Origin of the sequence: Pseudomonas sp. MF6394 (assembly GCF_002018845.1) — a bacterium.
GTDB classification, from domain to species: domain Bacteria; phylum Pseudomonadota; class Gammaproteobacteria; order Pseudomonadales; family Pseudomonadaceae; genus Aquipseudomonas; species Aquipseudomonas lactis.
In genome coordinates this window covers 1-24,844 of sequence record NZ_MVOJ01000005.1, presented here as the reverse complement: position 1 = coordinate 24,844, position 24,844 = coordinate 1, and the positions used below count along the sequence as shown (strand labels likewise).

At 59.7% G+C, this 24,844-nt stretch carries 23 protein-coding genes; 14 read left to right on the top strand and 9 right to left on the bottom strand.

Annotation, left to right across the window (positions count from 1 at the left end; translation table 11 throughout):
* Nucleotides 1-396: 396 nt before the first annotated feature.
* The 5 genes from MF6394_RS07410 to dksA all read right to left on the bottom strand — a co-directional run bounded on the left by MF6394_RS07410 (nt 397) and on the right by dksA (nt 6,447).
* The gene (locus tag MF6394_RS07410; RefSeq protein ID WP_044268571.1) at nt 397-1,833 is read right to left on the bottom strand and encodes a sigma-54-dependent transcriptional regulator; all 1,437 of its coding nucleotides are present in this window, start codon (nt 1,831-1,833) and stop codon (nt 397-399) included.
* Between the two features lie 22 nt (nt 1,834-1,855).
* Complete coding sequence (locus tag MF6394_RS07405; RefSeq protein ID WP_003194154.1) at nt 1,856-4,810, bottom strand: sensor histidine kinase; 2,955 nt, start codon at nt 4,808-4,810, stop codon at nt 1,856-1,858.
* Nucleotides 4,794-4,970, bottom strand: a complete 177-nt coding sequence (locus MF6394_RS32940; RefSeq protein WP_003176118.1) for a hypothetical protein — start codon at nt 4,968-4,970, stop codon at nt 4,794-4,796. Before MF6394_RS32940 ends, MF6394_RS07405 begins: the two co-directional genes overlap by 17 nt.
* Before the next feature lie 62 nt (nt 4,971-5,032).
* Entirely contained in the window at nt 5,033-5,920 is an 888-nt protein-coding gene (gene gluQRS / locus MF6394_RS07400) for a tRNA glutamyl-Q(34) synthetase GluQRS (protein WP_069558117.1), read from the bottom strand.
* 83 nt (nt 5,921-6,003) lie between these two features.
* On the bottom strand, nt 6,004-6,447 hold the full coding sequence (gene dksA, locus MF6394_RS07395) for an RNA polymerase-binding protein DksA (protein ID WP_032895288.1): 444 nt from the start codon (nt 6,445-6,447) through the stop codon (nt 6,004-6,006).
* A 320-nt stretch (nt 6,448-6,767) separates the two neighbouring features.
* Between dksA and MF6394_RS07390 the strand changes: the two genes are divergently transcribed.
* Nucleotides 6,768-7,940 carry a pyridoxal phosphate-dependent aminotransferase gene (locus MF6394_RS07390; RefSeq protein ID WP_014719940.1) on the top strand — a complete coding sequence of 391 codons (1,173 nt, stop codon included), beginning with the start codon at nt 6,768-6,770 and terminating at the stop codon, nt 7,938-7,940.
* Nucleotides 7,940-8,653 (top strand): DNA/RNA nuclease SfsA, encoded by a 714-nt coding sequence (sfsA, locus tag MF6394_RS07385; RefSeq protein WP_014719939.1) that lies wholly within the window; start codon nt 7,940-7,942, stop codon nt 8,651-8,653. The genes MF6394_RS07390 and sfsA overlap by 1 nt, the downstream gene beginning before the upstream one ends.
* Here the strand turns inward: sfsA and MF6394_RS07380 are convergent.
* Nucleotides 8,650-8,967, bottom strand: a complete 318-nt coding sequence (locus tag MF6394_RS07380; RefSeq protein WP_044268562.1) for a Rieske (2Fe-2S) protein — start codon at nt 8,965-8,967, stop codon at nt 8,650-8,652. The genes sfsA and MF6394_RS07380 overlap by 4 nt on opposite strands.
* A gap of 156 nt (nt 8,968-9,123) precedes the next feature.
* Here MF6394_RS07380 and MF6394_RS07375 point away from each other — a divergent pair, with 156 nt between their 5' ends.
* The 3 genes from MF6394_RS07375 to MF6394_RS07365 are packed head-to-tail and all read left to right on the top strand — an operon-like array spanning nt 9,124 to nt 11,803.
* On the top strand, nt 9,124-10,002 hold the full coding sequence (locus MF6394_RS07375) for a heme/hemin ABC transporter substrate-binding protein (protein WP_047711789.1): 879 nt from the start codon (nt 9,124-9,126) through the stop codon (nt 10,000-10,002).
* The gene (locus MF6394_RS07370) at nt 9,999-11,036 is read left to right on the top strand and encodes a FecCD family ABC transporter permease (RefSeq protein WP_047711788.1); all 1,038 of its coding nucleotides are present in this window, start codon (nt 9,999-10,001) and stop codon (nt 11,034-11,036) included. The genes MF6394_RS07375 and MF6394_RS07370 overlap by 4 nt, the downstream gene beginning before the upstream one ends.
* Nucleotides 11,036-11,803, top strand: coding sequence for a heme ABC transporter ATP-binding protein (locus MF6394_RS07365; RefSeq protein WP_057711130.1), 768 nt, complete (start codon nt 11,036-11,038; stop codon nt 11,801-11,803). The genes MF6394_RS07370 and MF6394_RS07365 overlap by 1 nt, the downstream gene beginning before the upstream one ends.
* Before the next feature lie 244 nt (nt 11,804-12,047).
* On the opposite strand, the gene MF6394_RS07360 is transcribed toward MF6394_RS07365, so the two are convergent.
* From MF6394_RS07360 to MF6394_RS07350, 3 genes are all read right to left on the bottom strand, one after another.
* A complete protein-coding gene (locus tag MF6394_RS07360; protein ID WP_044268551.1) occupies nt 12,048-12,320 on the bottom strand; it encodes a TfoX/Sxy family protein in 273 nt (90 codons plus the stop codon).
* A gap of 204 nt (nt 12,321-12,524) precedes the next feature.
* A complete protein-coding gene (locus MF6394_RS07355) occupies nt 12,525-12,869 on the bottom strand; it encodes a pentapeptide repeat-containing protein (protein WP_044268549.1) in 345 nt (114 codons plus the stop codon).
* Between the two features lie 92 nt (nt 12,870-12,961).
* Nucleotides 12,962-14,518, bottom strand: a complete 1,557-nt coding sequence (locus MF6394_RS07350) for a bifunctional aminoglycoside phosphotransferase/ATP-binding protein (protein ID WP_047711786.1) — start codon at nt 14,516-14,518, stop codon at nt 12,962-12,964.
* Nucleotides 14,519-14,636: 118 nt separating this feature from the next.
* Here MF6394_RS07350 and mrcB point away from each other — a divergent pair, with 118 nt between their 5' ends.
* From mrcB to msrQ, 9 genes are all read left to right on the top strand, one after another.
* Entirely contained in the window at nt 14,637-16,961 is a 2,325-nt protein-coding gene (gene mrcB / locus MF6394_RS07345; protein WP_003194136.1) for a penicillin-binding protein 1B, read from the top strand.
* Between the two features lie 16 nt (nt 16,962-16,977).
* Nucleotides 16,978-17,712 carry a tetratricopeptide repeat protein gene (locus tag MF6394_RS07340; protein ID WP_078466400.1) on the top strand — a complete coding sequence of 245 codons (735 nt, stop codon included), beginning with the start codon at nt 16,978-16,980 and terminating at the stop codon, nt 17,710-17,712.
* On the top strand, nt 17,712-18,041 hold the full coding sequence (locus MF6394_RS07335) for a YqcC family protein (RefSeq protein ID WP_014719929.1): 330 nt from the start codon (nt 17,712-17,714) through the stop codon (nt 18,039-18,041). Before MF6394_RS07340 ends, MF6394_RS07335 begins: the two co-directional genes overlap by 1 nt.
* Before the next feature lie 432 nt (nt 18,042-18,473).
* Complete coding sequence (locus MF6394_RS07330; protein WP_003194133.1) at nt 18,474-20,198, top strand: acetolactate synthase 3 large subunit; 1,725 nt, start codon at nt 18,474-18,476, stop codon at nt 20,196-20,198.
* A 2-nt stretch (nt 20,199-20,200) separates the two neighbouring features.
* The gene (gene ilvN / locus MF6394_RS07325) at nt 20,201-20,692 is read left to right on the top strand and encodes an acetolactate synthase small subunit (protein WP_003176102.1); all 492 of its coding nucleotides are present in this window, start codon (nt 20,201-20,203) and stop codon (nt 20,690-20,692) included.
* Nucleotides 20,693-20,738: 46 nt separating this feature from the next.
* A complete protein-coding gene (ilvC, locus tag MF6394_RS07320; protein WP_003194132.1) occupies nt 20,739-21,755 on the top strand; it encodes a ketol-acid reductoisomerase in 1,017 nt (338 codons plus the stop codon).
* 145 nt (nt 21,756-21,900) lie between these two features.
* Nucleotides 21,901-22,758, top strand: coding sequence for a CDP-diacylglycerol--serine O-phosphatidyltransferase (pssA, locus tag MF6394_RS07315; protein ID WP_032895300.1), 858 nt, complete (start codon nt 21,901-21,903; stop codon nt 22,756-22,758).
* 63 nt (nt 22,759-22,821) lie between these two features.
* Nucleotides 22,822-23,835 (top strand): protein-methionine-sulfoxide reductase catalytic subunit MsrP, encoded by a 1,014-nt coding sequence (msrP, locus tag MF6394_RS07310; RefSeq protein ID WP_044268541.1) that lies wholly within the window; start codon nt 22,822-22,824, stop codon nt 23,833-23,835.
* The gene (gene msrQ, locus MF6394_RS07305; protein ID WP_003194129.1) at nt 23,835-24,455 is read left to right on the top strand and encodes a protein-methionine-sulfoxide reductase heme-binding subunit MsrQ; all 621 of its coding nucleotides are present in this window, start codon (nt 23,835-23,837) and stop codon (nt 24,453-24,455) included. Before msrP ends, msrQ begins: the two co-directional genes overlap by 1 nt.
* The last annotated feature ends 389 nt before the right edge of the window (nt 24,456-24,844 follow it).

Below are 24,844 nucleotides of genomic sequence, written 5' to 3'. Positions count from 1 at the left end.
GTGTTGCTGATCTACGATCCAACCAGTTCAGGCTCTGCCTTAGGGCAGTTTTTGTTGTTCTCGGCCTGGTTGCGGGGCAAGCCCCAAATGCAACGCCTCTCCAAAAGAATCAGTTAGCTGCGCCTCCGCCGTGTTGTTTTTGTTATGCGTGAGTCGATTCGTCTTATTTTTATTGTCTTGTACAAAGCTTGTTATTGTTTTTGTACTAAGCATATAGCAGGGTGCGTGCCAACTTTTGCGCCGACCAGCAAAACCGGGGGGTTGGGCTGGTTTCGCCGGTTTGAGGGCCAAAAAAAAGCCGGGGCTTCGTTACCGTAAGCCCCGGCTTTTGTTACGTGAAAAGTCAGCGGTAACAGTTTTTTCACATCAACAGGTGTTACCTGTGGGGCTGCGCCCTCAGCTTTCGCTGGCCACCCCGGTCTTGCGCCGTGGAATGCCCAGGCGCTGGCGCCGTTCCCACAGGCATTTGCGACTCACGCCCAGCTTGCGTGCCAGCTCGGTCTCGGTCATGTGGTCCTGATGCTCGAGCACGAAGTGCTGGAAGTAGTCTTCCAATGACAAATCTTCCGTCGGTTCATGGCTGGTATTGCTGGCTCCGCCCTGCTGCGGGGCCAGGCCGATGAAGTCGTCGTCATCCAGGTCACTGAGTTCGATGTCGATGCCCAGCAACTCGGCGGAAATCTCCGGGCTCTCGGACAGGATCACGGCGCGCTCGACGGCGTTCTCCAGCTCACGCACGTTCCCTGGCCACGAGTAGTGACGGATCGCCTGCTCGGCGTCCGCGGCAAACTTCAGGTCGGTGCGCTCAATGCGCGCGCCTTGACGCAACAGGAACGCGTTGGCGATTTCGTTTACGTCGGCGCCACGCTCGCGCAGGGCCGGCAGTTTGAGCGCGATGACATGCAGGCGGTAATACAAGTCCTCACGGAACTGACCGATCTTGGCCAGGCTCTTGAGGTCTCGGTGTGTCGCTGCGATCAATCGAACATCGACCTTCTGCGATTGCACCGAACCGACGCGGCGAATTTCGCCTTCCTGCAGCACGCGCAGCAACCGCGCCTGGGCTTCCAGGGGCAGCTCGCCAATTTCATCGAGGAATAAAGTGCCGCCGTCCGCGGCTTCCACCAGGCCCGCACGCCCGGCGCTGGCGCCGGTGAACGCGCCTTTCTCGTGGCCGAACAACTCGGATTCGATCAGGGATTCGGGGATCGCCGCGCAGTTCACCGAGATCATCGGTGCTTTGGCACGCTTGGACAGGTTGTGCAGGGCGCGGGCCACCAGTTCTTTACCGGTGCCCGACTCGCCCTGGATCAATACATTGGAGTCGGTCGGCGCCACTTTGCGGATCTTGCTGTACAAGTCCTGCATCGGTGGGCAGGAGCCGATGATGCCGATCTCGCCGTTGCTGTTGTCGACACCCGGTTTTTCGCCAGCGCTGGCCTTGCCGGTGGGGCGTTGCTCGGCAGGCGCGCTGCTGGCCGACACACGGTCGCGCAGGATGCGCGCCACGGCCTGGAGCATCTCATCGTGATCGAAAGGCTTGGCGATGTAGTCCACCGCGCCCATCTTCATCGAGTCCACCGCCGAACGCAGGCTGGCGTAGCTGGTCATGATCAGCACCGGGGTGCCCTGGCCCAGCTTGATCAGCTCGGTGCCCGGTGCGCCGGGCAGGCGCAGGTCGCTGACAATCAGGTCGAACGTGGGAATGCTGAATCGCTCTTGGGCTTCCTGCACCGAGCCGGCTTCGCTGACCTGGTACTGATTACGTTCAAGCAGGCGTCGCAAGGCAGAGCGGATAATGGTTTCGTCTTCGACGATCAAAATGTGCGGCATTGATTCAATTCTCTCGACGGTCTCAGTTCACAGCGGACGTCGCTTCGACATGACGCGGCAAGGTCACCCGGATACGGGTGCCGCGTTGGCTTTGTGTGTCAGCCGGGCTGTCGATGGTGATTTGTCCATAATGCTCTTCAACGATGGAATAGACCAGTGCAAGGCCCAGACCGGTACCTTCACCGGGGTCCTTGGTGGTGAAGAAGGGTTCGAACAATCGGTCCATGATGTTCTGTGGAATGCCGCTGCCTTCGTCTTCCACGATCAGGTCGACCGTGTGCTCGAAAGCCTCGCTCTTGACGCGTACAGCACTGCCAGCCGGCGACGCGTCGCGGGCGTTGGACAGCAGGTTGATCAGCACCTGGGCCAGGCGTTGTGAGTCGCCATCGACCCAATGGTCCGGATCGCACAGGTTAAAGAACTGTACTTCGAAATTGCGCCGGTTCAAGGCCAACAGCCCAATGGCATCCTGCGCCACTTCGGCCAGGCACACCGCTTCGTCCTGATTCTGATGGGCGCCGGAGTGGGCAAAGCTCATCAGCGACTGGACGATGCGTGAAACCCGCTTGGTCTGTTCAAGGATTTGCCCGCTGATTTCGGTGATTTCCCCGTCTTCTTCGCGCTCTTCGCGCAGGTTTTGCGCCAGGCAGGCGATACCGGTGATCGGGTTGCCGATTTCATGGGCCACGCCGGCCGCCAGGCGCCCAATGCTGGCCAGGCGTTCGGAGTGCACCAGCTTGTCTTCGAGCATCTGTGTATCGGTCAAATCTTCTACCAGCAGCACCAGGCCGCTGTTACCCGGCGCCAAGGGTTCATCGATGGCGGCTTTGTGCAAGTTGAGCCAGCGGGTCTGGCCGTCGAGGGCCAAGTGTTGCTTGTGCAAGTGCTCGTCCGGCAGGTTGATGAAGCCTTGCAGCAGCTCTTTCCATGGATCGCCCAGGGTGTTGAGGCGTGAACCCACAACCCGTTGGGCGGCGATACCGGTGAGTTCTTCCATGGCCTTGTTCCACATCAGGATTTCCTGGTCCTTGGCCAGGGAGCACACGCCCATCGGCAGCTCCTGCAGAGTCTGGCGGTGATAACGGCGCAGGGCGTCGAGTTCGGCGGCCAGGCCTGTGAGGCGTGAGTGGTAATCCTCCAGCCGGCTTTCGATGAAATGGATGTCTTCGGTAACGTAGTTTTCGCCACCGGCCTTATAGGGCAGGAAGGTTTCCACCATGTCCTGGGACACGCTCGGCCCCATCAACCCGGACAGGTTGGCCTCGATACGGTCACGCAGGCGGCGCAGGGCATAGGGCCGGCGCTCGTCAAACGGCAGATAGAGGTCGCGCAGCGCCTGTTCGACTTCCTTTTGTGCGGCCTTGGCGCCCAGGGGCTTGGCCAGTTGCGTGGCGAACTCCTGGGGCGAGGCCGCATGCAGTTCGCGGCGTTGCGGGCGGCGCACGTTGTCCACCGCGCAGGCTTCGGCGGCGCTGGTTTCTTCGGCGCTGGCGTTGGTGAACAGCGAGATCAGGGTAAACATCAGTACGTTGGCGGCCAGCGAGGCGATGGCGGCCATGTGCCAACTGGTGTCGTCCAGCACGTAGATCATGTTCAGCAACGGGATATAGAAGCCCTGCAGGTTGCCGACCAGCGGTAGCAGCATGGTCACGGTCCACACCAGGATCCCGGCCAGCAGCCCAGCAATAAAGCCACGTCGATTGGCGGTCGGCCAGTACAGCACCGACAACACGCCCGGCAGGAACTGCAAGGTGGCGACAAACGCGACAATGCCCAGGTTGGCCAGGTCTTGCCCGGCGCCCAGCAGCAGATAAAACGCGTAGCCGGCCATGATGATCGCGACGATCAGCGCACGCCGGGTCCATTTCAACCAACGGTAGATATTGCCCTCCGCCGGCGGCTGGTACAGCGGCAGTACCAAGTGGTTGAGCGCCATGCCCGAGAGTGCCAGGGTGGTGACGATGATCAACCCGCTGGCTGCCGACAACCCCCCGACATACGCCAGCAGCGCCAGGGCTGGGCTGTTGGCGGCAATACCGATGCCCAGGGTGAAATACTCGGGGTTGGTGGTGGCCCCCAGTTTCAGGCCGGCCCACAGGATCAGCGGCACCGCCAGGCTCATCAGCAACAGGAACAGCGGCAAGCCCCAGCTGGCGCTGACCAGCGAGCGCGGGTTGAGGTTCTCGGTGAAGGTCATGTGGTACATGTGCGGCATCACGATCGCCGAGGCGAAGAACACCAGCAGCAGCGTACGCCATGGGCCTTCCTGCAAGGGGGTATGCAAGGCGGCGAGGGCGGTCTGGTTTTGCAGCAGCCACAGCTCCAGCTGTTGCGGCCCGTCGAACACGCCGTAAAGCGCATAAAGGCCGACGCCGCCGATGGCGATCAGCTTGATGACCGACTCAAAGGCAATCGCAAACACCAGGCCCTGGTGTTTCTCACGGGTGGCGATATGGCGAGACCCAAAGAAGATGGTGAACAAGGTGATCAGTGCGCAGAACGCCAGGGCAACCCGATGCTGCACGGGCTCGCGGGTCAGGATGCTGATGGAGTCGGCCACCGCCTGGATCTGCAGGGCCAGCAGGGGCAGCACGCCGATCAGCATGAAGATGGTGGTCAGCGCGCCGGCCCAGGTGCTGCGAAAGCGAAAGGCAAACAGGTCGGCCAGGGAAGACAGCTGGTACGTCCGGGTGATTTTCAGGATCGGGTATAGCAGCACCGGTGCCAGCAGGAACGCGCCCGACACCCCAAGATAACTGGAGAGAAAGCCGTAGCCGTACTGATAGGCCAACCCCACCGTGCCGTAGAACGCCCAGGCACTGGCGTACACGCCCAAGGATAGGGTGTAGGTCAACGGATGGCGAATGATCGCCCGCGGAATCATTCCGCGCTCACTGATCCAGGCCACGCCGAATAACGCAGCCAGGTAGGCGGCGCTGATCAGCAGCATCTGGGTGAGACTAAAGCTCATCGGCATCTTTTTGGCTCTGCAGGATGAAGGTCACGACGATCAGGATCAGCCATAGCAGATAAGGGCGATACCAGGCGCCCGTGGCGTCGATCCACCAATCCATGATGGCGGGGGAGAACAGGTAGATCCCGACGACCAGCAGCAGGACCAAACGATAGATGTACATGTTGGCCTCTGATTAAAAATCTGCCGCGATGTTAACGGATGGCTGGCAACCTGCAAGCGCCTTCAACTCAATTGCGCTTCGGCCAGGGTCAGTGTGCGCGGGATGCGGGTGGCGTCCCAGTGCGCAATGCCCCAATCCAGCAGTTCTCGGGGGCTGGCGTACAGCAGTTGCGCGTCGGGCTGTTGGCCAAGGGCGCGCAGTGCTCTGAGCAGCAAAGGCGTGGCCTGGTCGGCTGTCAACGGTGGAGAGCGGTAGGACTTGCCCAGTTTGTTGCCGTCCGGCTGCACGATCAGCGGAACATGCAGGTAACGGGGTTGGCGCAGGCCGAGCAGCTCTTGCAAATAAAGCTGGCGCGGCGTGGAATCGAGCAGGTCGGCGCCGCGCACGATATCGGTGACCCCTTGCCAGGCGTCGTCGAGCACCACCGCCAGTTGGTAGGCGTAGAGGCCGTCGCGGCGACGGATGATGAAGTCGCCGGCATCGCGGCCCAGATGCTGCCGGAACTCGCCCTGCACACGGTCGGTAAAATGGTATTCCAGCTCGGGCACGCGCAGGCGGATGGCGGCGTCTTGCTGGTTGTGGCCGGCATTGCGGCACAAGCCTGGGTAAATCCCGTTGTAGGGCTCCAACTGCTTGCGCGAGCAGGTGCAGGCGTAGGCCAGGCCGTGGTTGAACATATCGTTCAGCACTTTGGCGTAGGCATCATGCCGCTCGCTCTGGCGAACCAGTTCGCCATCCCATTCAAAGCCGTAGCTTTCCAGCGCATGCAGAATCGCCGCCTGGGCGCCGGGCTCTTCACGGGGAGGGTCGAGGTCTTCCATGCGCATCAACCAACGGCCCTGGTGGGCGCGTGCATCGAGGTAGGAGGCGAGGGCGGCAACCAGGGAGCCAAAGTGCAAATGGCCGCTGGGCGTGGGGGCGAAGCGCCCGATATAAGTAGAGGCTGTCATGGCCCGGATACTACTGCATAACCGGTAAACGCCAGAAACAAAAATGGAGCGTTCGCACGCTCCATTCGTTCAGATCGGCAGGGTTACTTGCCGACCTGTTTTTCCTTGATTTCAGCCAAGGTCTTGCAGTCTACGCACAGGTCCGCGGTTGGGCGGGCTTCCAGTCGGCGAATACCGATTTCGACGCCGCAGGATTCGCACCAGCCGTATTCTTCGTCTTTGATCAGTTGCAGGGTCTTGTCGATCTTCTTGATCAACTTGCGCTCGCGGTCGCGGGCGCGCAGTTCGAGGGCGAACTCTTCTTCCTGGCTGGCACGATCGGCCGGGTCAGGGAAGTTGGCCGCTTCATCCTTCATATGGTCAACCGTACGGTCGACTTCCTGCATCAAGTCCTGTTTCCACTTGTTGAGGATCTTGGTGAAGTGGTCGCGCATGGGCTCGCCCATGTACTCCTCGCCCTTTTTTTCGACATAGGGTTCGAAGCCGCCGAGGCCTTGAGTATGCTGTTGCTTTGCTTGGGTGGACATGAATAGACCGCCTCTCACTCTTCTAATCCATTGCGCAGGATTGCAACGTCACCGACACCTGCCGGCCCTGCGGCTGCAAGCGGGCGAACTTACCAGATAGATTCAGGGTGCGCTACTCCCGGTTGTCGAGGTCCAGGGCAAAGGGGATGCAAACCGCAGCAGCCCGCCATGACTGGGTATGTATCGCCTCGAATGTTGATTTTAGCTGTTTTACGAGCGCGCGCAGGGTGCACTTGCAGCCCCAATCAGGCAATAGAGCATGTTTTACCGTGAGGGTTCGGTAGAATCCAGATTTTGTCCTCACCGTCTAAGGAAGGCTAATGGCTCAGCCCTACAGTGCGCGCAGTCGCGCCATCGAACCTTTTCATGTCATGGCGTTACTGGCGCGTGCCAATGAGCTGCAGGCCGCCGGTCACGACGTGATCCATCTGGAAATCGGCGAGCCGGATTTCACCACCGCCGAGCCGATCATCCAGGCCGGTCAAGCCGCGTTAGCAAACGGTAAAACCCGCTACACCGCCGCCCGCGGCCTGCCCGAGTTGCGCGAAGCCATCAGCGGTTTCTACCAGCAACGCTACGGTTTGAGCATCGACCCGCAGCGTATTCTGATCACCCCCGGTGGCTCCGGCGCGTTATTGCTGGCCAGCAGTTTGCTGGTGGATCCGGGTAAGCATTGGCTGCTGGCGGACCCAGGCTACCCCTGCAACCGACACTTCCTGCGCCTTGTGGAAGGCGCGGCGCAGTTGGTGCCGGTCGGCCCGGACGTACGCTACCAGTTGACCGCTGACCTGGTGGCCAGGCATTGGGACCAGGACAGTGTTGGCGCACTGGTGGCATCGCCGGCCAACCCCACCGGCACGATCCTCACCCGGGACGAGTTGGCTGGGCTGTCGGGCGCCATCAAGGCGCGCAACGGGCACCTGGTGGTCGACGAGATTTATCACGGCCTCACCTACGGCACGGACGCCGCCAGCGTGCTGGAAGTCGATGACGACGCCTTTGTCTTGAATAGTTTTTCTAAGTATTTCGGCATGACCGGCTGGCGCCTCGGTTGGCTGGTGGCGCCGCCTGAAGCGGTGGGTGAACTGGAGAAATTGGCGCAGAACCTCTACATCAGTGCGCCAAGCATGGCTCAGCATGCCGCGTTGGCCTGTTTCACCCCGCAAACCCTGGAGATCCTGGAGCAGCGCCGTGCCGAGTTTGGCCGCCGTCGTGACTTCCTGCTGCCCGCCCTGCGTGAGCTTGGGTTCGGTATCGCGGTGGAACCCGAAGGTGCCTTCTATCTGTATGCCGATATCAGCGCGTTCGGCGGCGATGCCTTCGCGTTTTGCCGGCATTTCCTCGAAACCGAGCATGTGGCCTTTACGCCCGGGTTGGATTTCGGTCGCTACCAGGCGGGCCATCACGTGCGGTTTGCCTACACGCAAAACCTCGATCGGCTGCAAGAAGCGGTGGAGCGGATCGCCCGTGGTTTGCGGAGCTGGCAAGGCTGATGCGTTTTAATCCTCCTCTTGAAGAAGGGCGGCTGATCCGCCGCTACAAGCGCTTTCTCACCGATATCGAAACCGTTACCGGCGAGTTGCTCACCATTCACTGCCCTAACACCGGTTCGATGCTCAACTGCATGGTCGAAGGTGGCCAGGTCTGGTTCAGCCGTTCCACGGACCCCAAGCGCAAGTTGCCGGGCACCTGGGAGATTGCCGAAACGCCTCAGGGCCGGCTGGCGTGTGTCAACACCGCGCGTGCCAATCAGTTGGTGGAAGAAGCTTTGCTGGCCGGTGTGATCACTGAGCTCAACGGCTTTACTGCGTTGAAGCGTGAGGTGCCTTATGGCCAGGAGAAAAGCCGCATCGACTTTCGCCTGGATTACCCCCAAGGCGCTGCGTTTGTCGAGGTCAAAAGCGTCACCTTGGGCTTTGATGGCAGCTCGGTGGCGGCTTTCCCCGATGCGGTGACCCAGCGCGGTGCCAAGCATTTGCGTGAGCTGGCCCACCTGGCGCGCGACGGTATACGGGCCGTGCAGTTGTATTGCGTGAACCTGTCGGGGATCGACGCGGTGCGCCCAGCGGTGGAAATCGACGCCGGTTATGCGGCAGCGCTACGTGAGGCCAAGGCTGCAGGTGTAGAGGTGTTGGCCTATGGCGTACGGGTCACGCCGCAGGAGATTTACGTCGAACGTCGGCTGAAGGTGCTGCTGGGTGACTAGAGATCGACCCACAATCCCTGTTCGTCTTCGCGGCCCGGCAGGGCGGTGAGGCTTTGGCCTGCGCAAGGCCCGGCGATGCACTCGCCGCTTTCAATCAGGAACAACGCGCCATGGGTGGCGCATTGGATCAGGCTGGCGCTTTCATCGAGGAAGCGATCTGGCTGCCATTCCAGCGGGATGCCGCGATGGGGGCAGCGGTTGAGATAAAAGTAAGCAATACCGTCCCGGCGCACTGCCAACAGCTTGCGGCCATCGATATCAAAACCGCGGCTGCTGTTGGGGGCGAGGTCGCCTGAGGCGCAGAGAAACTTCATTTCAATCCTTAAGTGCCTTGACGTGCAAATGCAAACAATTATCAAATGCCTGCTTCGCCCGTCAGCTGACTGGGTGCTCAATACGATGTATGGCAGCGGTTATCTGTCACATCAATGAGTGCTTGAGTGGCCCTGCCCTAGGAAGGAAACCCTGTTATGCGCTTGAGTACCAGCGCTATTGCGCTTGTTGCCTCACTGCTGATCAACCCTGGGGCGCACGCCTCTGAACTGCCGCAACGCTGGGTCAGTGCCGGCGGGGCGCTGTCGGAATGGGTGACGGCCCTGGGCGGAGAGTCGAAGTTGGTGGGGGTGGACACCACCAGTCAACATCCTGCGTCGCTCAAAGCCTTGCCGAGCATTGGTTACCAGCGGCAGTTGTCGGCCGAAGGCATTCTCAGCCTGCGCCCGCAAATCCTCGTGGGCACGGAGGAAATGGGGCCACCGCCGGTGCTGGCGCAGATTCGCAGTGCCGGGGTGCAGGTGGAGATGTTCTCGGCCCAGCCTGACTTGCCCACGCTCAAAGGCAACCTTGAACACTTGGGGAAACTGCTCGGCAGTGAGGCCCAGGCCAGTGCGTTGTTTGCCGGGTATGAGCAGGCGCTGGCGCAGCAAAAAAAGTGGGTGGCCAAGGCCCAGGCTACACAGAAGGCTCCAGGCGTGTTGTTGCTGCTCGGTCATGCCGGTGGCAAGCCGCTGATCGCGGGCAAGGACACGGCCGCTGATTGGATGTTGCAGCAGGCTGGGGGGCGTAATCTCGCCACGCATGTGGGCTATAAACCGTTTTCCGTCGAATCGCTGGCGGGTTTGAGCCCTGAGGTGCTGGTGTTTGCCGATCGCGCGCTGACCGGTGACGCGGCGCGCGCAGCCTTGTTCAAGGAAAATCCGATTCTTGCCTCTACGCCGGCAGCCAAGAGCGGCCGCGTCTTTGAGCTGGACGCGACCTTGCTGGTAGGTGGCCTGGGGCCTAGATTGCCGCAAAGCCTGGAGAAACTGTCTGCCGGTTTTTATCCGTCCCAGCCTAAGCCTGCTCCATGACCACTCTGGTTAAGCCAAAAACGCTGTTTATCGGGCTGTCGCTGCTGTGTGTATTAGCGATCTGGCTTTCATTGGCACTGGGGCCGGTCAGCCTGCCGTTAGTGGACACGCTCAGGGCTGCGCTAAAACTGATGGGCGTACCGATTGAGGCCCAGGGTTTGGAGCAGGCCGAGTTGATCCTGGGGCAGATTCGCCTGCCGCGGACCCTATTGGGGCTGGCGGTCGGCGGTGTGCTGGCATTGTCGGGTGTGGCGATGCAGGGGTTGTTCCGCAACCCGCTGGCCGATCCTGGCTTGGTAGGGGTATCCAGCGGTGCCGCGCTGGGGGCGGCGGTGGCGATTGTCGGTGGCTCGTTCTTTGGCGGGCTGCCGGATGCCTTCGGGCCATACCTGTTGTCGCTGTGCGCATTTCTCGGTGGCTTGGGCGTCACGGCGCTGGTCTATCGGCTGGGGCGTCGCAACGGCCAGACCAATGTCGCGACCATGTTGCTTGCTGGCATCGCGCTGACGGCCCTGGCCGGTTCTGCGGTGGGGCTCTTTACCTATCTGGCCGACGACGCCACCTTGCGCACCCTGACGTTCTGGAACCTGGGCAGCCTCAATGGCGCAAGTTACTCGCGGTTGTGGCCCTTGCTGTTGGTGAGTGCGGGCGTGGCGCTGTGGTTGCCGCGCCGGGCCAAGGCGCTGAACGCGCTGCTGTTGGGTGAGTCTGAGGCCAATCATCTGGGTATTGATGTTGAAAGGCTCAAGCGTGAGCTGGTGTTCTGTACGGCTTTAGGCGTTGGCGCTGCAGTGGCGGCGGCGGGCATGATTGGTTTTGTCGGGTTGGTGGTACCCCATCTGGTGCGGTTGCTGGCGGGGCCGGATCATCGGGTGTTGTTACCGGCCTCGGTATTGGCGGGGGCGAGCCTGCTGTTGTTTGCGGACCTGGTGGCGCGCCTGGCGTTGGCGCCGGCGGAACTGCCGATCGGTATTGTCACCGCGTTTATCGGTGCGCCGTTTTTCCTCTATTTATTGTTACGAGGGCGCGCCTGATGTTGCGGGTAGAAGCGTTGCAGATCCGGCGTGGTGGGAAAACCGTGCTGGCCGATATCACCTTGGACCTTTTGCCGGGCGAAGTGCTGGGCGTTCTGGGCCCCAATGGCGCCGGCAAAAGTACCTTGCTTGGGGCGCTGTGCGGGGAGTTGCAGCCGGATCAGGGCAAGGTCTGGCTGGATCAGCAGGCGCTCAAGCACATGACCGGCGCGCAGCGTGCCCAGCGCCTGGCGGTGCTGCCACAATCTTCCACCCTGGATTTTGCTTTTCGTGTCGAAGAGGTGGTGGGCATGGGCCGCTTGCCTCATCAGACCGGGCGAGTGCGCGACGACGAAATCATCAGCGCGGCCCTGCACGCGGCGGATGTCGGCCACCTGAGTGGCCGCAGTTACCTGGCGTTGTCCGGCGGCGAGCGGCAACGTGTGCACCTGGCGCGGGTATTGGCGCAGTTATGGCCGGGTGAGGCGGGGCAGACGTTGTTGCTGGACGAGCCCACGTCGATGCTCGACCCTCTGCACCAACACACCACCTTGCAAGCTATCCGACATTTCGCCGACAGAGGCGCTGCGGTGCTGGTTATCCTGCATGACTTGAACCTGGCAGCGCGTTACTGCGACCGAATTCTATTGCTGGAAAACGGCCGCCCCCACGCGTTGGATACGCCCTCGAAAGTCTTGCAACCTGAGCCGCTCAAAGCTGTATTCGGTCTGGATGTGTTGGTACAGCCGCATCCGGAGCGTGGGCATCCGCTGATCATTGCGCGCTAAGGCCGGTTAATTCGCGGGCAAAAAAAGACCCGGCAAGAGCCGGGTCAAATAACCGTGATTAGCCTGATGAGGAGATAATCTGAGAGTCCGAACCAATGGTCTTTCAGTTATCGGCTGATCTCGCGACCAGTTGTGATAATCATAACGATTCTCATTTGAGAGTCAACATTTGTTTTTCTGCCTCATCCAGTTTTTCTCAAACGCTCGTTTGTAATGCCCGTAAACACTGGGTTTGAGTGCCGCTCTAGTTCTTCTGATGCACTGAAATCGCTTCCAGCTGACGGTTCAAGGCCTCCTTGCGCTCCGCGGGTATGTCGTTCCAGTGCACATCCATCAATGCCCCTTCAATCGCATACAGCAGAACCTTCGAGGCTCGAAACCCGCGCGTGCGCACGGCTCGGTAGGCATCGACCGCCCCCAGCCGACGCAAGTCGGACGCGCTGTGGATGCCCACCGCATGCAGCCACTGCGCTGACGTCTTGCCAAGGTTTTTCAGGTGTTGCAGCTCATCGTTCATCAAGCCTCCTTGCGTTGGCCGAATGGTGCGGTGGGTGTCGTGACCAGGCAGCCTGAAAATGAGTGTAGCGCTCAGTAGGAAAAGCGTGGTTCTTTGGTCAGGAAGAGCTGAAAAGCTTATAAGAATGGCGCGACTGCGTTTGCTCGCAGATAGGCGCAAAGCGCCCGGCAGGCAGGGGATGTGGCCGTCACTCAGTGTGTGGGGTTACTTGGTACGGTAGCGCAGGCGAGTACCGAAATTGACCGACATGAGTATTTCGTCTGCCGTGAGTTCGGGCGGGAAATAAGCACCTGAAATCTGTGCATGGGCCAGGCTGGCGCCTTCCAATGAACAGCCACGCAAGTCTAGGCCCCGCAGGTCGGCAGAGCGAAAATAGGCGTCGGTGAAGTCAATACCGGTGGCGTTCAGGTCGCGCAGGTCCAGCCCTCGAAAGTCGCCACCGCGCATGTCGATGGTGCCGATTTCAGGGCGCTCCTGGTTGAAGCCGCGGATATCGTCCTTATGCAGGAGGGCGTAGAGCGGGGTATCAAGAAGCTTGGGCTGACTCATGATCGCGACTCTGGCTGGTGTTATGGAGCCAGTATAGTGCCACTATCGCGAGGTCGCGCGCCGAAGACGGCGACGCGACCAAGAAATATTCCTTACAGGCCCGGCAGTCGCTGGCGGATATGCCCGACCAAGGCGTCGAGCGTCCCGCTTTCATTGGTCTCCACACGCTTGCTGAGCAGCAGCTCCTCGGCAGTCAGCGGATCACGACTGGCTTGTTGTTCTTCGATAACGGCCAGTGTGGCGTCGGACGGATCGTTTTTATCCGCCTGGCGTTGGGCCAGCCAACTGGTGATAACGGCTTGCGGGGCGTTGCAGTCCAGGATCAGGAACGGCGCCCCAGTGGCTTCGGCAACCTGAGCGGCGGCGTCACGCTGTGCGCGTTTCAGGAATGTGGCATCCAGCACCACCGGGTAACCGGCGCGCAGCACGGTGTCGGCAATCTCGTTCAGGCGTGCGTAGGTGGCAGCGCTGGCGTCCTGATTGTAGATGCCGGCCTGTGGCGTGTTCTCTACCTGCTGCTCGCCAAACAGGCGCTTGCGCTCAACATCCGAGCGTAGGCGGATGGCGCCCAGGGCTTCGACCAGGCGCATGGCCACGTGGCTCTTGCCCACGGCTGACACACCGTGGGTAATTGCCAGGAAGCGCGAGGGAATGGTGCTGTAGCTTTCCGCCAGGTTGGCGTAGTTGCGGTATTGGCGCAGGGTGGTAGCGCGTTGTACCGGGTTGGCTTCGCTAGGCATGCTAAATAGCGCAACCTTGGCGCGCACCAATGCACGGTAGGCTTTATAGAAGTTCAGCAGTTCCAGGCCCTGGTAGTCACCGGTCAGTTCCAGGTACTGGCTGATAAAGCGCCGTGCCAGGCATTTGAGGCCGCGATCTTCCAGGTCCATGGCCAAAAAGGCGGTGTCGGCGTACACGTCGGTAAAGCGGAAAGGCTCGTTGAACTCGATGCAGTCGAAGATCACCACGCGGCCATCGATCAGGGTGGCGTTGCCCAGGTGGATATCGCCGTGGCACTCACGGGTATAGCCCTCTAGCTTGCGCTGGGAAAGCAGAGGCTTGAGGCGTTCGAAGCTGCTTTCAGCCCAGGCTTGCAGAGCCTCCAACTGAGTAAGGTCGGCCTTGTCGCTGAGGAATGGGCGGATCTGGTCGAAGTTCTGGCGTACCGGAGCCATCACTTCCTCCGGCGTGCCGGCCGGGTGATCTTGCGGGACTTTGGGGGCACTGAGGTGGAACTGCGCAATCTGCTTGGCCATCTCATCGATGTGCGCGCTGGTCAGTTCGCCGTTGGCTTGCAGGGTGCTGAGCATCTTGCTTTGCGGGAACTGACGCATTTTCAGCGCGTATTCGATGGCCGGGCCGTCGCCACCCAGTTGGGGCGCCTCGGCAGTGCCGGTAATCGGCAACACTTCAAGATACAAATCTTCGGTCAGGCGTTGGTTCAGGCGCAGTTCCTCGCGGCAGAAATGCCCGCGGTCGTCCAGATTGGTGAAGTCCAGGAAGCCGAAGTTCATCGGTTTCTTCAGCTTATATGCATAGGGGCCCGTCAGTATCACCCAGGAAATATGGGTCTCGATGACTTGAAACGCGTCAACCGGATGAGGGTACAAGGCCGGGTTTTGCAGGGCAGCGATCAGGGTCTGGCTCACGGGCGATCCTTCAAAGTCTGGGGAAAATCATGGGGGGCATTATGGCTGCTGATGCCAGTCGTGCAAACCGCTGTCCGGCTCATGTTGATCATCAATAAAGTGCGTATAATCCGCCGCCATGACTCGAACCCGATCTCCCCGTTCCCGTAAAAAACCTCCTTCCCGCGGCCCGCGCCCTTGGCTGGGCTGGGTGATCAAGCTTGGCCTGGTGGGCCTTGTGGCAGTCGCCGGCCTTGCGGTGTACCTCGATGCCGTGGTGCAGGAAAAATTCTCCGGCAAGCGCTGGACGATTCCGGCCAAGGTGTATGCACGCCCGCTGGAACTGTTCTCTGGCCAGAAGCTCAGCAAGGAAGATTTCCTCACCGAGCTCGACGCGCTGGGCTACCGCCGTGAACCTGTGAGCAATGGCCCAGGCGCTGCGGCGGTCAGCGGTAACACCGTCGACCTGAACACCCGTGGCTTCCAGTTCTACGAAGGCCTGGAAAAAGCCCAGCCGGTGCGCGTGCGTTTCTCTGGCGATTATGTGGCAGAGCTGTCGTCGCTCAATGGCTCCAAGTTGCCAGTAGTGCGTCTTGAACCGTTGCTGATCGGCGGTATTTACCCGAAAAACCTTGAAGATCGCATCCTGATCAAGCTCGATCAGGTGCCGCCGTACCTGCTGGAAACCCTTGTCGCTGTCGAAGACCGCGATTTCTATAGCCACTGGGGTGTCTCGCCGAAGTCGATCGCCCGCGCTATCTGGGTCAACACCTCCGGCGGCAAGATGACCCAAGGCGGCAGTACGTTGACGCAACAGTTGGTCAAGAACTTCTACCTGACCAACGAACGCAGCCTCACCCGTAAACTCACCGAAGCCATGATGGCGATGTTGCTGGAGCTGCATTACAGCAAGCAGGAAATCCTCGAGGCCTACCTCAACGAGGTATTCGTCGGTCAGGATGGCCAGCGCGCCGTGCACGGTTTCGGCCTGGCCAGCCAGTTCTTCTTCGGGCAGCCGTTGTCCGAGTTGAAGTTGCATCAGGTCGCGTTGCTGGTGGGGATGGTGAAGGGGCCGTCCTATTACAACCCGCGCCGCAACCCGGAGCGTGCGCTTGAACGTCGCAACCTGGTGCTTGATGTGCTGGAGCAGCAGGGTGTCGCTACCGCTGAACAAGTAGCCGCTGCGAAAAAAATGCCACTGGGCGTGACCACCCGCGGCAAGCTGGCGGATAGCTCATTCCCTGGCTTTATCGACTTGGTCAAGCGCCAACTGCGCGAAGACTACCGCGACGAAGACTTGACCGAAGAGGGCCTGCGGATCTTCACCAGCTTCGACCCCATCCTGCAGATGAAGGCCGAAGCGTCGGTCAACGACACCTTCAAGCGCCTGACCGGCCGTAAAGGCTCGGATGAAGTCGAAGCCGCCATGGTCGTGACCAACCCGGAAACCGGCGAAGTCCAGGCCATGATCGGCAGCCGGCAGGCCAGTTTCGCCGGTTTCAACCGCGCACTGGATGCCGTGCGGCCGATTGGCTCGCTGGTCAAGCCCGCGGTCTACCTCACAGCACTGGAAAAACCCAGCAAGTACACGCTGACCAGTTGGCTGTCCGATGACCCGCTGTCGGTCAAAGGTGCGGATGGACAGGTGTGGACCCCCAAGAACTTCGACCGCCGCTCCCATGGCACGGTGTTCCTGTATCAAGGGTTGGCGCATTCCTACAACATCTCGACCTCGCGCCTGGGGCTTGAGGTCGGTGTGCCAAATGTCCTGAAAACCATAGCGCGACTGGGGGTGGAGCGTGAGTTCCCTGCATTCCCTTCCATGCTTTTGGGCGCTGCGGCCATGACGCCGATGGAAGTGACCACCATGTACCAGACCCTCGCCAACGGTGGTTTCAATACACCGATGCGCGGTATCCGCAGTGTGCTGACCGCCGATGGCGAACCGCTCAAGCGCTACCCGTTCCAGATTCAGCAGCGCTTCGACGCGGGTTCCATTTACCTGATCCAGAACGCCATGCAGCGCGTGATGCGTGAGGGTACAGGGCGTTCGGTCTACAGCGTGCTGCCGTCGAACCTGACCCTGGCGGGCAAGACCGGTACCAGTAACGACTCCCGCGACAGCTGGTTCGCAGGGTTCGGCCAGGATGTACTGGCCGTGGTGTGGCTGGGGCGCGACGATAACGGCAAGACGCCGTTCACCGGTGCGACCGGCGCGTTGCAGGTATGGACCAGTTTCATGCGCAAGGCTGATCCGTTGCCGCTCAACATGCCGCAGCCGGACAATATCGTGCAGGCCTGGATTGATCCGCACACCGGCCAAGGCTCCGATGCCAACTGTCCGGGCGCGGTGCAGATGCCGTATATTCGCGGCAGCGAACCACCACCCGGCGCCGCGTGCAGTGGCAGTACACCTGCTGACGCGGAATCGGTGATGGATTGGGTCAAGGGCTGGATGAATTAAGCAAAGAGGGTTTCAAGTGAACAAGTTGTGGATTCCAGCAATTACGGCTCTGGCTTTGCTCGGCGGTTGCTCCAGCGTGCAGCGCGGCTCTATCCCTGTGGTGGACTCAAGCACGTCCGTCTCCAATAACGACCGCATTTCGGCCAATGGCGGCTTCCGTCAGACCGTGGTCAAACGGCCTGCCCAGGCTGCAACCCAGGCAATTCCCCAGGATCCCGGCGTCGTGGTGATGGTGCCCGGCAGTGGGGCTGCAACCTCGGCGCCTATCAGTGCCGAGCCATGGACCCCAGGCCCGAGCACTTCCGGGCCGGTGAACTCCACGCCGATTCAAACCGCGCCGGTCAACCAAGGCACCTACAACATGCCTTCGACGCCGAGCGGTATTCCGTCATCGTCCAATACGGGCGGGTTGTCGGCTGACGAACAACTGGATGGCCCGGTGCTGGCGTTGCTCACCACCGCTCAGCAGCAGCAGGCGGGTGGCGATTTGAATGGCGCCTCGTCGAGCCTTGAACGTGCCCAGCGCGTGGCGCCGCGTGAGCCACAAGTGCTCTATCGCCTGGCCCAGGTGCGCATGGCCCAGGGCGATGCGCCCCAGGCGGAGCAGTTCGCTCGTCGCGGCCTGAGCCTGGCCAATGGCCGTCCAGACCTGCAAGCCAGCCTGTGGGCCTTGATCGGTGATGCACGTGCCGCCCAAGGGGATGCCGCCGGTGCAGCCCAGGCGCGGCAAAAAGCCAAGGTCAGCCTCTGATGGATGCACGTTTCCCCGCGATTGCCGAGCAGTTATTGCTGATCGAGCGCGAACTGCGCGTGCAGGGCTGGTGGGACGAAGTCTCCCCTAGCGCTGAAGCCCTCAGCAGTGTCGAGCCCTTTTCCGTCGACACCCTGGACTTCCACCAGTGGCTGCAATGGATCTTCCTCGCACGTATGAAGCAGATCCTGGAGCAGGACCTGCCCTTGCCGAATGCGTCGGGGATCCTGGAAATGGCCGAGATGGTCTACGCCGACCGACCGCGGGAGAGCCTCGGCTTGCGTAACGCGCTGAAAAAGTTCGATCAATTGATCGTCGACGCTCGTTAATTGCCTGACTGCCGGTTTTTCCGGCAGTCTTGCGCACATTTCTACCGCTTGACGACATTCAGGCGAGTTTTATCCCTCCTCAAAGCCCTTTCTTCTACGTTCTCATGCGCTTAGTTGGAAAAAAGCGCAATTATTGCTTGACTTGAAGGGCGTGAAACAGAAGAATCCAAAGTCCGCTGTATCGGGACTGCCAGAAGCAGGCCCGCTCAGCAGATCATGAGGCGCACATCCGCGCCGACCTGTAACACCCGCAACGCGTTACCTCGCGCTGGGTGGGAAAAGCCCGCAACACTTGGGACGATCCCAATACTTGCTCAGTCAGTGCTGACGTAGTCGGCGACCACCGTCGCTCATGCTCTGTTGAGAAGTAAACCTATTAAGACCCGTCGGTTTTTTAACGGACGGTATTCTGGCGTTTTAGAGGTGAACAACGTGGAGCTTTTATCTGGCGGTGAGATGCTCGTCCGCTTTTTGCGTGACGAAGGCGTCGACTATATCTACGGGTACCCAGGTGGTGCTCTGCTGCATGTCTACGACGCACTGTTCAAGGAACCGGCTGTTACCCACATTCTGGTTCGCCACGAACAGGCCGCGACCCATATGGCTGACGGTTACGCCCGTGCCACCGGTAAAGCCGGCGTGGTACTGGTAACGTCTGGCCCAGGCGCAACCAATGCCATTACCGGCATCGCGACTGCCTATATGGACTCCATTCCGATGGTAATCATCTCTGGCCAGGTGCCTAGCACCATGGTCGGTACCGATGCATTCCAGGAAACCGACATGATCGGTATTTCCCGGCCGATCGTGAAACACAGCTTCATGATCAAGCATCCCTCGGAAATCCCGGATGTCATGAAAAAGGCGTTCTACCTTGCCCAGTCCGGTCGCCCGGGCCCGGTAGTGGTCGATATCCCGAAAGACATGACCAACCCGGCCGAAAAATTCGAATACGTTTTTCCCAAGAAAGCCAAGCTGCGTTCCTACAGTCCGGCCGTCCGTGGGCACTCGGGGCAGATCCGCAAGGCGGCAGAAATGCTCCTGGCGGCCAAGCGCCCCGTGTTGTACTCCGGCGGTGGCGTGATTCTGGGCGGCGGTTCCGCGCCACTCACCGAGCTGGCCAAGCTGCTCAACCTGCCGGTGACCAACACCCTGATGGGCCTCGGCGCATTCCCGGGTTCGGACCGTCAGTTTGTCGGCATGCTCGGCATGCACGGCAGCTACACCGCCAACCTCACCATGCACCACGCCGATGTGATCCTGGCCGTGGGCGCGCGGTTCGATGACCGAGTGATCAACGGCGCGAGCAAATTCTGCCCGAATGCCAAGATCATCCACATCGACATCGACCCGGCGTCCATCTCCAAGACCATCAAGGCCGATGTGCCAATCGTGGGTCCTGTAGAGAGCGTATTGACCGAAATGGTCGCTGCACTCAAGGACATCGGCGAAACGCCGAACAAGGAATCCGTTGCCAGTTGGTGGAAGCAGATTGACGAATGGCGCGGTGATCGCGGCCTGTTCCCTTATGACAAGGGCGACGGCAGCATCATCAAGCCACAAACCGTGATCGAAACCCTGTGCGAAGTGACCAAGGGCGACGCCTTTGTGACCTCCGACGTGGGCCAGCACCAGATGTTCGCGGCGCAGTACTACAAGTTCGACAAGCCTAACCGCTGGATCAACTCCGGTGGCCTGGGCACGATGGGCTTTGGTTTCCCTGCGGCCATGGGGGTGAAACTGAGCTTCCCGGATGCCGACGTTGCCTGCGTCACCGGCGAAGGCAGCATCCAGATGAACATCCAGGAACTGTCGACGTGCCTGCAATACGGTCTTCCCGTGAAGATCGTCTGCTTGAACAACGGCGTACTGGGCATGGTTCGTCAGTGGCAGGACATGAGCTACGGTAGCCGTCACTCCCATTCCTACATGGAATCGTTGCCAGACTTCGTCAAATTGGTTGAAGCCTATGGCCACGTCGGCATTCGCATCAACGATCTGAAAGATCTGAAGCCGAAAATGGAAGAGGCGTTCGCCATGAAGGACCGCCTGGTGTTCATCGATATTCAGGTGGATACCAGCGAGCACGTCTACCCGATGCAGATCAAAGACGGCTCTATGCGCGACATGTGGCTGAACAAGACGGAGCGTACTTAATCATGCGGCATATTATCTCCCTGCTTCTGGAGAACGAACCCGGCGCTCTGTCTCGTGTTGTCGGCCTGTTTTCGCAACGCAACTACAACATCGAAAGCCTGACCGTGGCCCCAACCGAAGACCCGACCCTGTCGCGCCTGACGTTGACCACCGTGGGTCACGATGAGGTGATCGAGCAGATCACCAAGAACCTCAACAAGCTGATCGAAGTGGTCAAGCTGGTCGACTTGTCGGAAAGCGCTCACATCGAGCGCGAACTGATGCTGGTCAAGGTCAAGGCCACGGGTGCCCAACGTGCCGAGATCAAACGCACTACCGATATTTATCGCGGGCAGATCGTCGATGTGAGCGCCAGCGTTTATACCGTTCAACTGACCGGTACCAGCGACAAACTGGACAGCTTCATCCAGTCGATCGGGACGGCCTCGATTCTGGAAACCGTACGCAGTGGTGTCACCGGGATTGCCCGTGGCGACAAAGTACTCAGCATCTAACCCAATTAGCGAATGGCCTTACGGCCTGGATATATAGAGGAACCTCATGAAAGTTTATTACGATAAAGATTGTGACCTGTCGATCATCCAGGGCAAGAAAGTCGCCATCATCGGCTACGGTTCCCAGGGCCACGCCCAAGCGTGCAACCTGAAAGATTCCGGCGTTGACGTGACTGTTGGCCTGCGTAAAGGCTCGGCCACTGTTGCCAAGGCTGAAGCTCATGGCCTGAAAGTGACTGACGTTGCTTCTGCTGTTGCGGCTGCCGACCTGGTCATGATCCTGACCCCGGACGAGTTCCAGTCCTCGCTGTACAAGAACGAAATCGAGCCGAACATCAAGAAGGGCGCCACCCTGGCCTTCTCCCACGGCTTCGCGATTCACTACAACCAGGTTGTGCCACGCGCTGACCTCGACGTGATCATGATCGCGCCGAAAGCACCGGGCCACACCGTGCGCTCCGAGTTCGTCAAAGGCGGCGGTATCCCTGACCTGATCGCGATCTACCAGGACGCGTCGGGCAATGCCAAGAACGTTGCACTGTCCTACGCTGCTGGCGTAGGTGGCGGTCGTACCGGCATCATCGAAACCACTTTCAAGGACGAGACCGAAACCGACCTGTTCGGCGAACAAGCCGTTCTGTGCGGTGGTACCGTTGAGCTGGTAAAAGCTGGTTTCGAAACCCTGGTTGAAGCTGGCTACGCGCCGGAAATGGCCTACTTCGAATGCCTGCACGAACTGAAGCTGATCGTTGACCTCATGTACGAAGGCGGCATCGCCAACATGAACTACTCGATCTCCAACAACGCCGAATACGGCGAGTACGTGACTGGCCCTGAAGTAATCAACGCCGAGTCCCGCCAGGCCATGCGCAACGCCCTGAAACGTATTCAGGACGGCGAATACGCCAAAATGTTCATCAGCGAAGGCGCTACCGGCTACCCTTCGATGACCGCCAAGCGTCGTAACAACGCCGCTCACGGTATCGAAGTCATCGGCGAGCAACTGCGCTCCATGATGCCGTGGATCGGTGCCAACAAGATCGTCGACAAAGCCAAGAACTAAGTCGAACGCATCAAGGGAAAACGCGGCTTAGGCCGCGTTTTTTCGTTTGGAGGGCCGGTTCTGGTATAAAGCTGCATCGTTTGCAGGCGAACACTCGCTGCAAGTATCTGTCGAATTTTTTTCACACCGTTGCAAGGTAAAGTCCATGAGCGAACGTCCCGAAGAGCCAAACCAGGCTTCCGACGCCGAAAGCATGCTGCCGATCGATGAACATGTCGAAGAAGGGCATGACGCCGAAGGCCGCAAGGTCCGGCATCGTGGCATCTATCTGCTGCCTAACCTGTTCACCACGGCGAATCTGTTTGCCGGCTTCTACTCCATCATCAACTCCATGAGTGCCCAGAGTGCGCTGGCGGCGGGTGATGCGGCGAGTGCCAGCAAATACTTCGGTTTTGCCGCGATCGCAATCTTCGTGGCCATGGTGCTCGACGGCCTGGACGGGCGTGTGGCGCGTATGACCAATACCCAAAGTGCCTTCGGCGCCGAGTACGACTCGCTGTCGGACATGGTTGCCTTTGGTGTCGCTCCCGCACTGCTGGCGTTTGCCTGGGCGTTGGGTGACATGGGCAAGGTCGGCTGGATGGTTGCCTTCATCTATGTCGCGGGCGCCGCTTTGCGCCTGGCACGCTTCAACACCCAGGTGGGGACTGCCGACAAACGCTACTTCATCGGCCTTGCCAGCCCGGCAGCGGCGGGTGTTGTCGCGGGGATTGTCTGGGCGTTCAGTGACTACGGGATTCAAGGGTCGAAGATGTCGTTCCTGGTTGCCCTGATGGTGGCGGCGGCCGGCATGCTGATGGTCAGCAATATCAAGTACAACAGCTTCAAGGAGTTCGACCTCAAGGGGCGCGTGCCTTTCGTGGCCATCCTTGTCGTGGTGCTGGTGTTCGCGGTCGTGTTCAGTGATCCACCGCGTATCCTGCTGCTGGCGTTCCTGGCCTACGCCGCTTCGGGCCCTATTCAGTACTTGTTGCGTCTGCGTCGGGACAAAACATTGCCTTAATGTAATTTCCCCCATACTCCGCAGTCTATTGGTGCATCAGTTCTCCAACGCTGCGGAGTTACCATGTTAATCAAATTACCCAAAGCGTCCGATTGTCACGAATCGGATGTCACGCCTGAATCTTTCTACCTCTCTCGCCGCAGCCTGCTCGGCGGTGCGCTTGCCGGTATTGCTGCCAGCAGCTTGCCGCGTTGGGCCAGTGCGGGCGATGCCTCGCGGTATGCTGACGTCGAGCCCGGCAGCGCGCCCAGCTGGTTTACGGAAAAACTACCGGGTACGAAATGGCAGGCGGTGACGGTCAAAGATGAAGCCATCACGCCGTTCAAGGACGCAACCCACTACAACAACTTCTATGAGTTCGGGACAGGCAAGGGCGACCCGGCCACGAATGCCGGCTCGCTCAAGACGCAGCCCTGGAGCGTTGTGATAGATGGTGAAGTCGCAAAACCTGGGCGCTATGCCCTGGAGGACTTCATGAAACCCTATGAATTGGAAGAGCGCATCTACCGCCTGCGTTGTGTCGAGGCATGGTCCATGGTGATTCCGTGGTTAGGCTTTCCCATCTCTGCGTTGCTCAAGCAGGTCGAGCCAACCTCCAAAGCCAAGTACATCCGTTTTGAAACCCTTCAGGATCCCAAGAGCATGCCTGGGCAACGCTCAAGTTTCGGCTTGATCGACTGGCCTTATGTAGAAGGGCTGCGCCTGGATGAGGCGATGAATCCGCTGGCGATCCTCGCTGTGGGTATGTATGGGCGGGAGTTGCCTAACCAGAACGGCGCGCCGTTGCGCCTGGTGGTGCCGTGGAAGTATGGCTTCAAGAGTGTGAAGTCCATCGTGCGGATCAGTCTGGTCAGTGAGCAGCCGAAAACGACCTGGCAGAGTATTGCGGCTGATGAGTATGGGTTTTATGCGAATGTGAACCCTACGGTCGATCATCCACGCTGGACCCAGGCGCGTGAGCGTCGTCTGCCGAGCGGCCTGTTTAGTCCGAATGTGCGCGAGACGCAGATGTTCAATGGCTATTCGGATGAGGTCGCTTCTTTATATACAGGCCTCGATCTGCGGAAGAACTACTGATGCGCTATCCCATCTGGCGCATCGGCGTGTTTGTAGCCGCTGCAGTGTGGCCATTGCTCTGGTTGTATGAGGCGTGGAGTTCCGCGCTGGGGCCTGACCCTGGCAAGGTGCTCGTCGATCGATTGGGTTTGGGAACGTTGATTCTGTTGCTAATCACACTTGCCATGACGCCGCTGCAGAAGTTGAGCGGTTGGGCGGGGTGGATAGCGGTGCGTCGACAGTTGGGCCTGTGGTGCTTTGCTTATGTCGTGCTGCACCTGGCGGCCTATTGCGTATTTGTCCTGGGGCTGGATTGGTCGCAGCTCGGCGTAGAGTTGAGCAAGCGGCCCTACATCATTGTGGGTGCTCTGGGGTTTGTTGCTCTCCTGATGCTGGCCGTCACGTCGAACCGCTACAGCCAGCGCCGGTTGGGGAGCCGCTGGAAGAAGCTGCATCGCCTGGTCTATGTGATTCTTGGGCTCGGTTTGCTGCACATGTTATGGATAGTGCGGGCGGATCTGAAGGAGTGGGCTATCTACGCTTCTATAGGTGCGCTGCTTCTGTTGCTGCGGGTGCCGCCGGTGACGCGACGAATCCCTCGCCTTATTGCTAAAAAAGCGCCTTCGGCAACAAAAGCGTAATTAAGCCTTGACGGCAGATTCTGGAAGCCTATAATTCGCCCCACTTCCGGCGCAGTCGAAACGTAAAACTCCTTGGTAAACAATGAGTTACGCAGTTCTCGACAGCAAGTTGCTTCAGTTCATCGAAGCCAAAAGGAAGTTGAAAAAGAGGTGTTGACAGCAGCGTGTAACGCTGTAGAATTCGCCTCCCGCTTACGAGAGATCGCAAGCGCAAGTGGTTGAAGTTGTTGAAGAATTCTTCGAAAACTTCTGAAAATAACCACTTGACAGCAAATGAGGCTGCTGTAGAATTCGCGCCTCGGTTGAGACGAAAGATCTTAACCAACCGCTCTTTAACAACTGAATCAAGCAATTCGTGTGGGTGCTTGTGGAGTCAGACTGATAGTCAA

Coding starts and splice junctions, on each gene's coding strand:
- MF6394_RS07410 (WP_044268571.1), bottom strand. CDS start 1,833: ATGCCGCACATTTTGATCGTCGAAGACGAAACCATTATCCGCTCTGCC.
- MF6394_RS07405 (WP_003194154.1), bottom strand. CDS start 4,810: ATGCCGATGAGCTTTAGTCTCACCCAGATGCTGCTGATCAGCGCCGCC.
- MF6394_RS32940 (WP_003176118.1), bottom strand. CDS start 4,970: ATGTACATCTATCGTTTGGTCCTGCTGCTGGTCGTCGGGATCTACCTG.
- gluQRS (WP_069558117.1), bottom strand. CDS start 5,920: ATGACAGCCTCTACTTATATCGGGCGCTTCGCCCCCACGCCCAGCGGC.
- dksA (WP_032895288.1), bottom strand. CDS start 6,447: ATGTCCACCCAAGCAAAGCAACAGCATACTCAAGGCCTCGGCGGCTTC.
- MF6394_RS07390 (WP_014719940.1), top strand. CDS start 6,768: ATGGCTCAGCCCTACAGTGCGCGCAGTCGCGCCATCGAACCTTTTCAT.
- sfsA (WP_014719939.1), top strand. CDS start 7,940: ATGCGTTTTAATCCTCCTCTTGAAGAAGGGCGGCTGATCCGCCGCTAC.
- MF6394_RS07380 (WP_044268562.1), bottom strand. CDS start 8,967: ATGAAGTTTCTCTGCGCCTCAGGCGACCTCGCCCCCAACAGCAGCCGC.
- MF6394_RS07375 (WP_047711789.1), top strand. CDS start 9,124: ATGCGCTTGAGTACCAGCGCTATTGCGCTTGTTGCCTCACTGCTGATC.
- MF6394_RS07370 (WP_047711788.1), top strand. CDS start 9,999: ATGACCACTCTGGTTAAGCCAAAAACGCTGTTTATCGGGCTGTCGCTG.
- MF6394_RS07365 (WP_057711130.1), top strand. CDS start 11,036: ATGTTGCGGGTAGAAGCGTTGCAGATCCGGCGTGGTGGGAAAACCGTG.
- MF6394_RS07360 (WP_044268551.1), bottom strand. CDS start 12,320: ATGAACGATGAGCTGCAACACCTGAAAAACCTTGGCAAGACGTCAGCG.
- MF6394_RS07355 (WP_044268549.1), bottom strand. CDS start 12,869: ATGAGTCAGCCCAAGCTTCTTGATACCCCGCTCTACGCCCTCCTGCAT.
- mrcB (WP_003194136.1), top strand. CDS start 14,637: ATGACTCGAACCCGATCTCCCCGTTCCCGTAAAAAACCTCCTTCCCGC.
- MF6394_RS07335 (WP_014719929.1), top strand. CDS start 17,712: ATGGATGCACGTTTCCCCGCGATTGCCGAGCAGTTATTGCTGATCGAG.
- ilvN (WP_003176102.1), top strand. CDS start 20,201: ATGCGGCATATTATCTCCCTGCTTCTGGAGAACGAACCCGGCGCTCTG.
- ilvC (WP_003194132.1), top strand. CDS start 20,739: ATGAAAGTTTATTACGATAAAGATTGTGACCTGTCGATCATCCAGGGC.
- pssA (WP_032895300.1), top strand. CDS start 21,901: ATGAGCGAACGTCCCGAAGAGCCAAACCAGGCTTCCGACGCCGAAAGC.
- msrP (WP_044268541.1), top strand. CDS start 22,822: ATGTTAATCAAATTACCCAAAGCGTCCGATTGTCACGAATCGGATGTC.
- msrQ (WP_003194129.1), top strand. CDS start 23,835: ATGCGCTATCCCATCTGGCGCATCGGCGTGTTTGTAGCCGCTGCAGTG.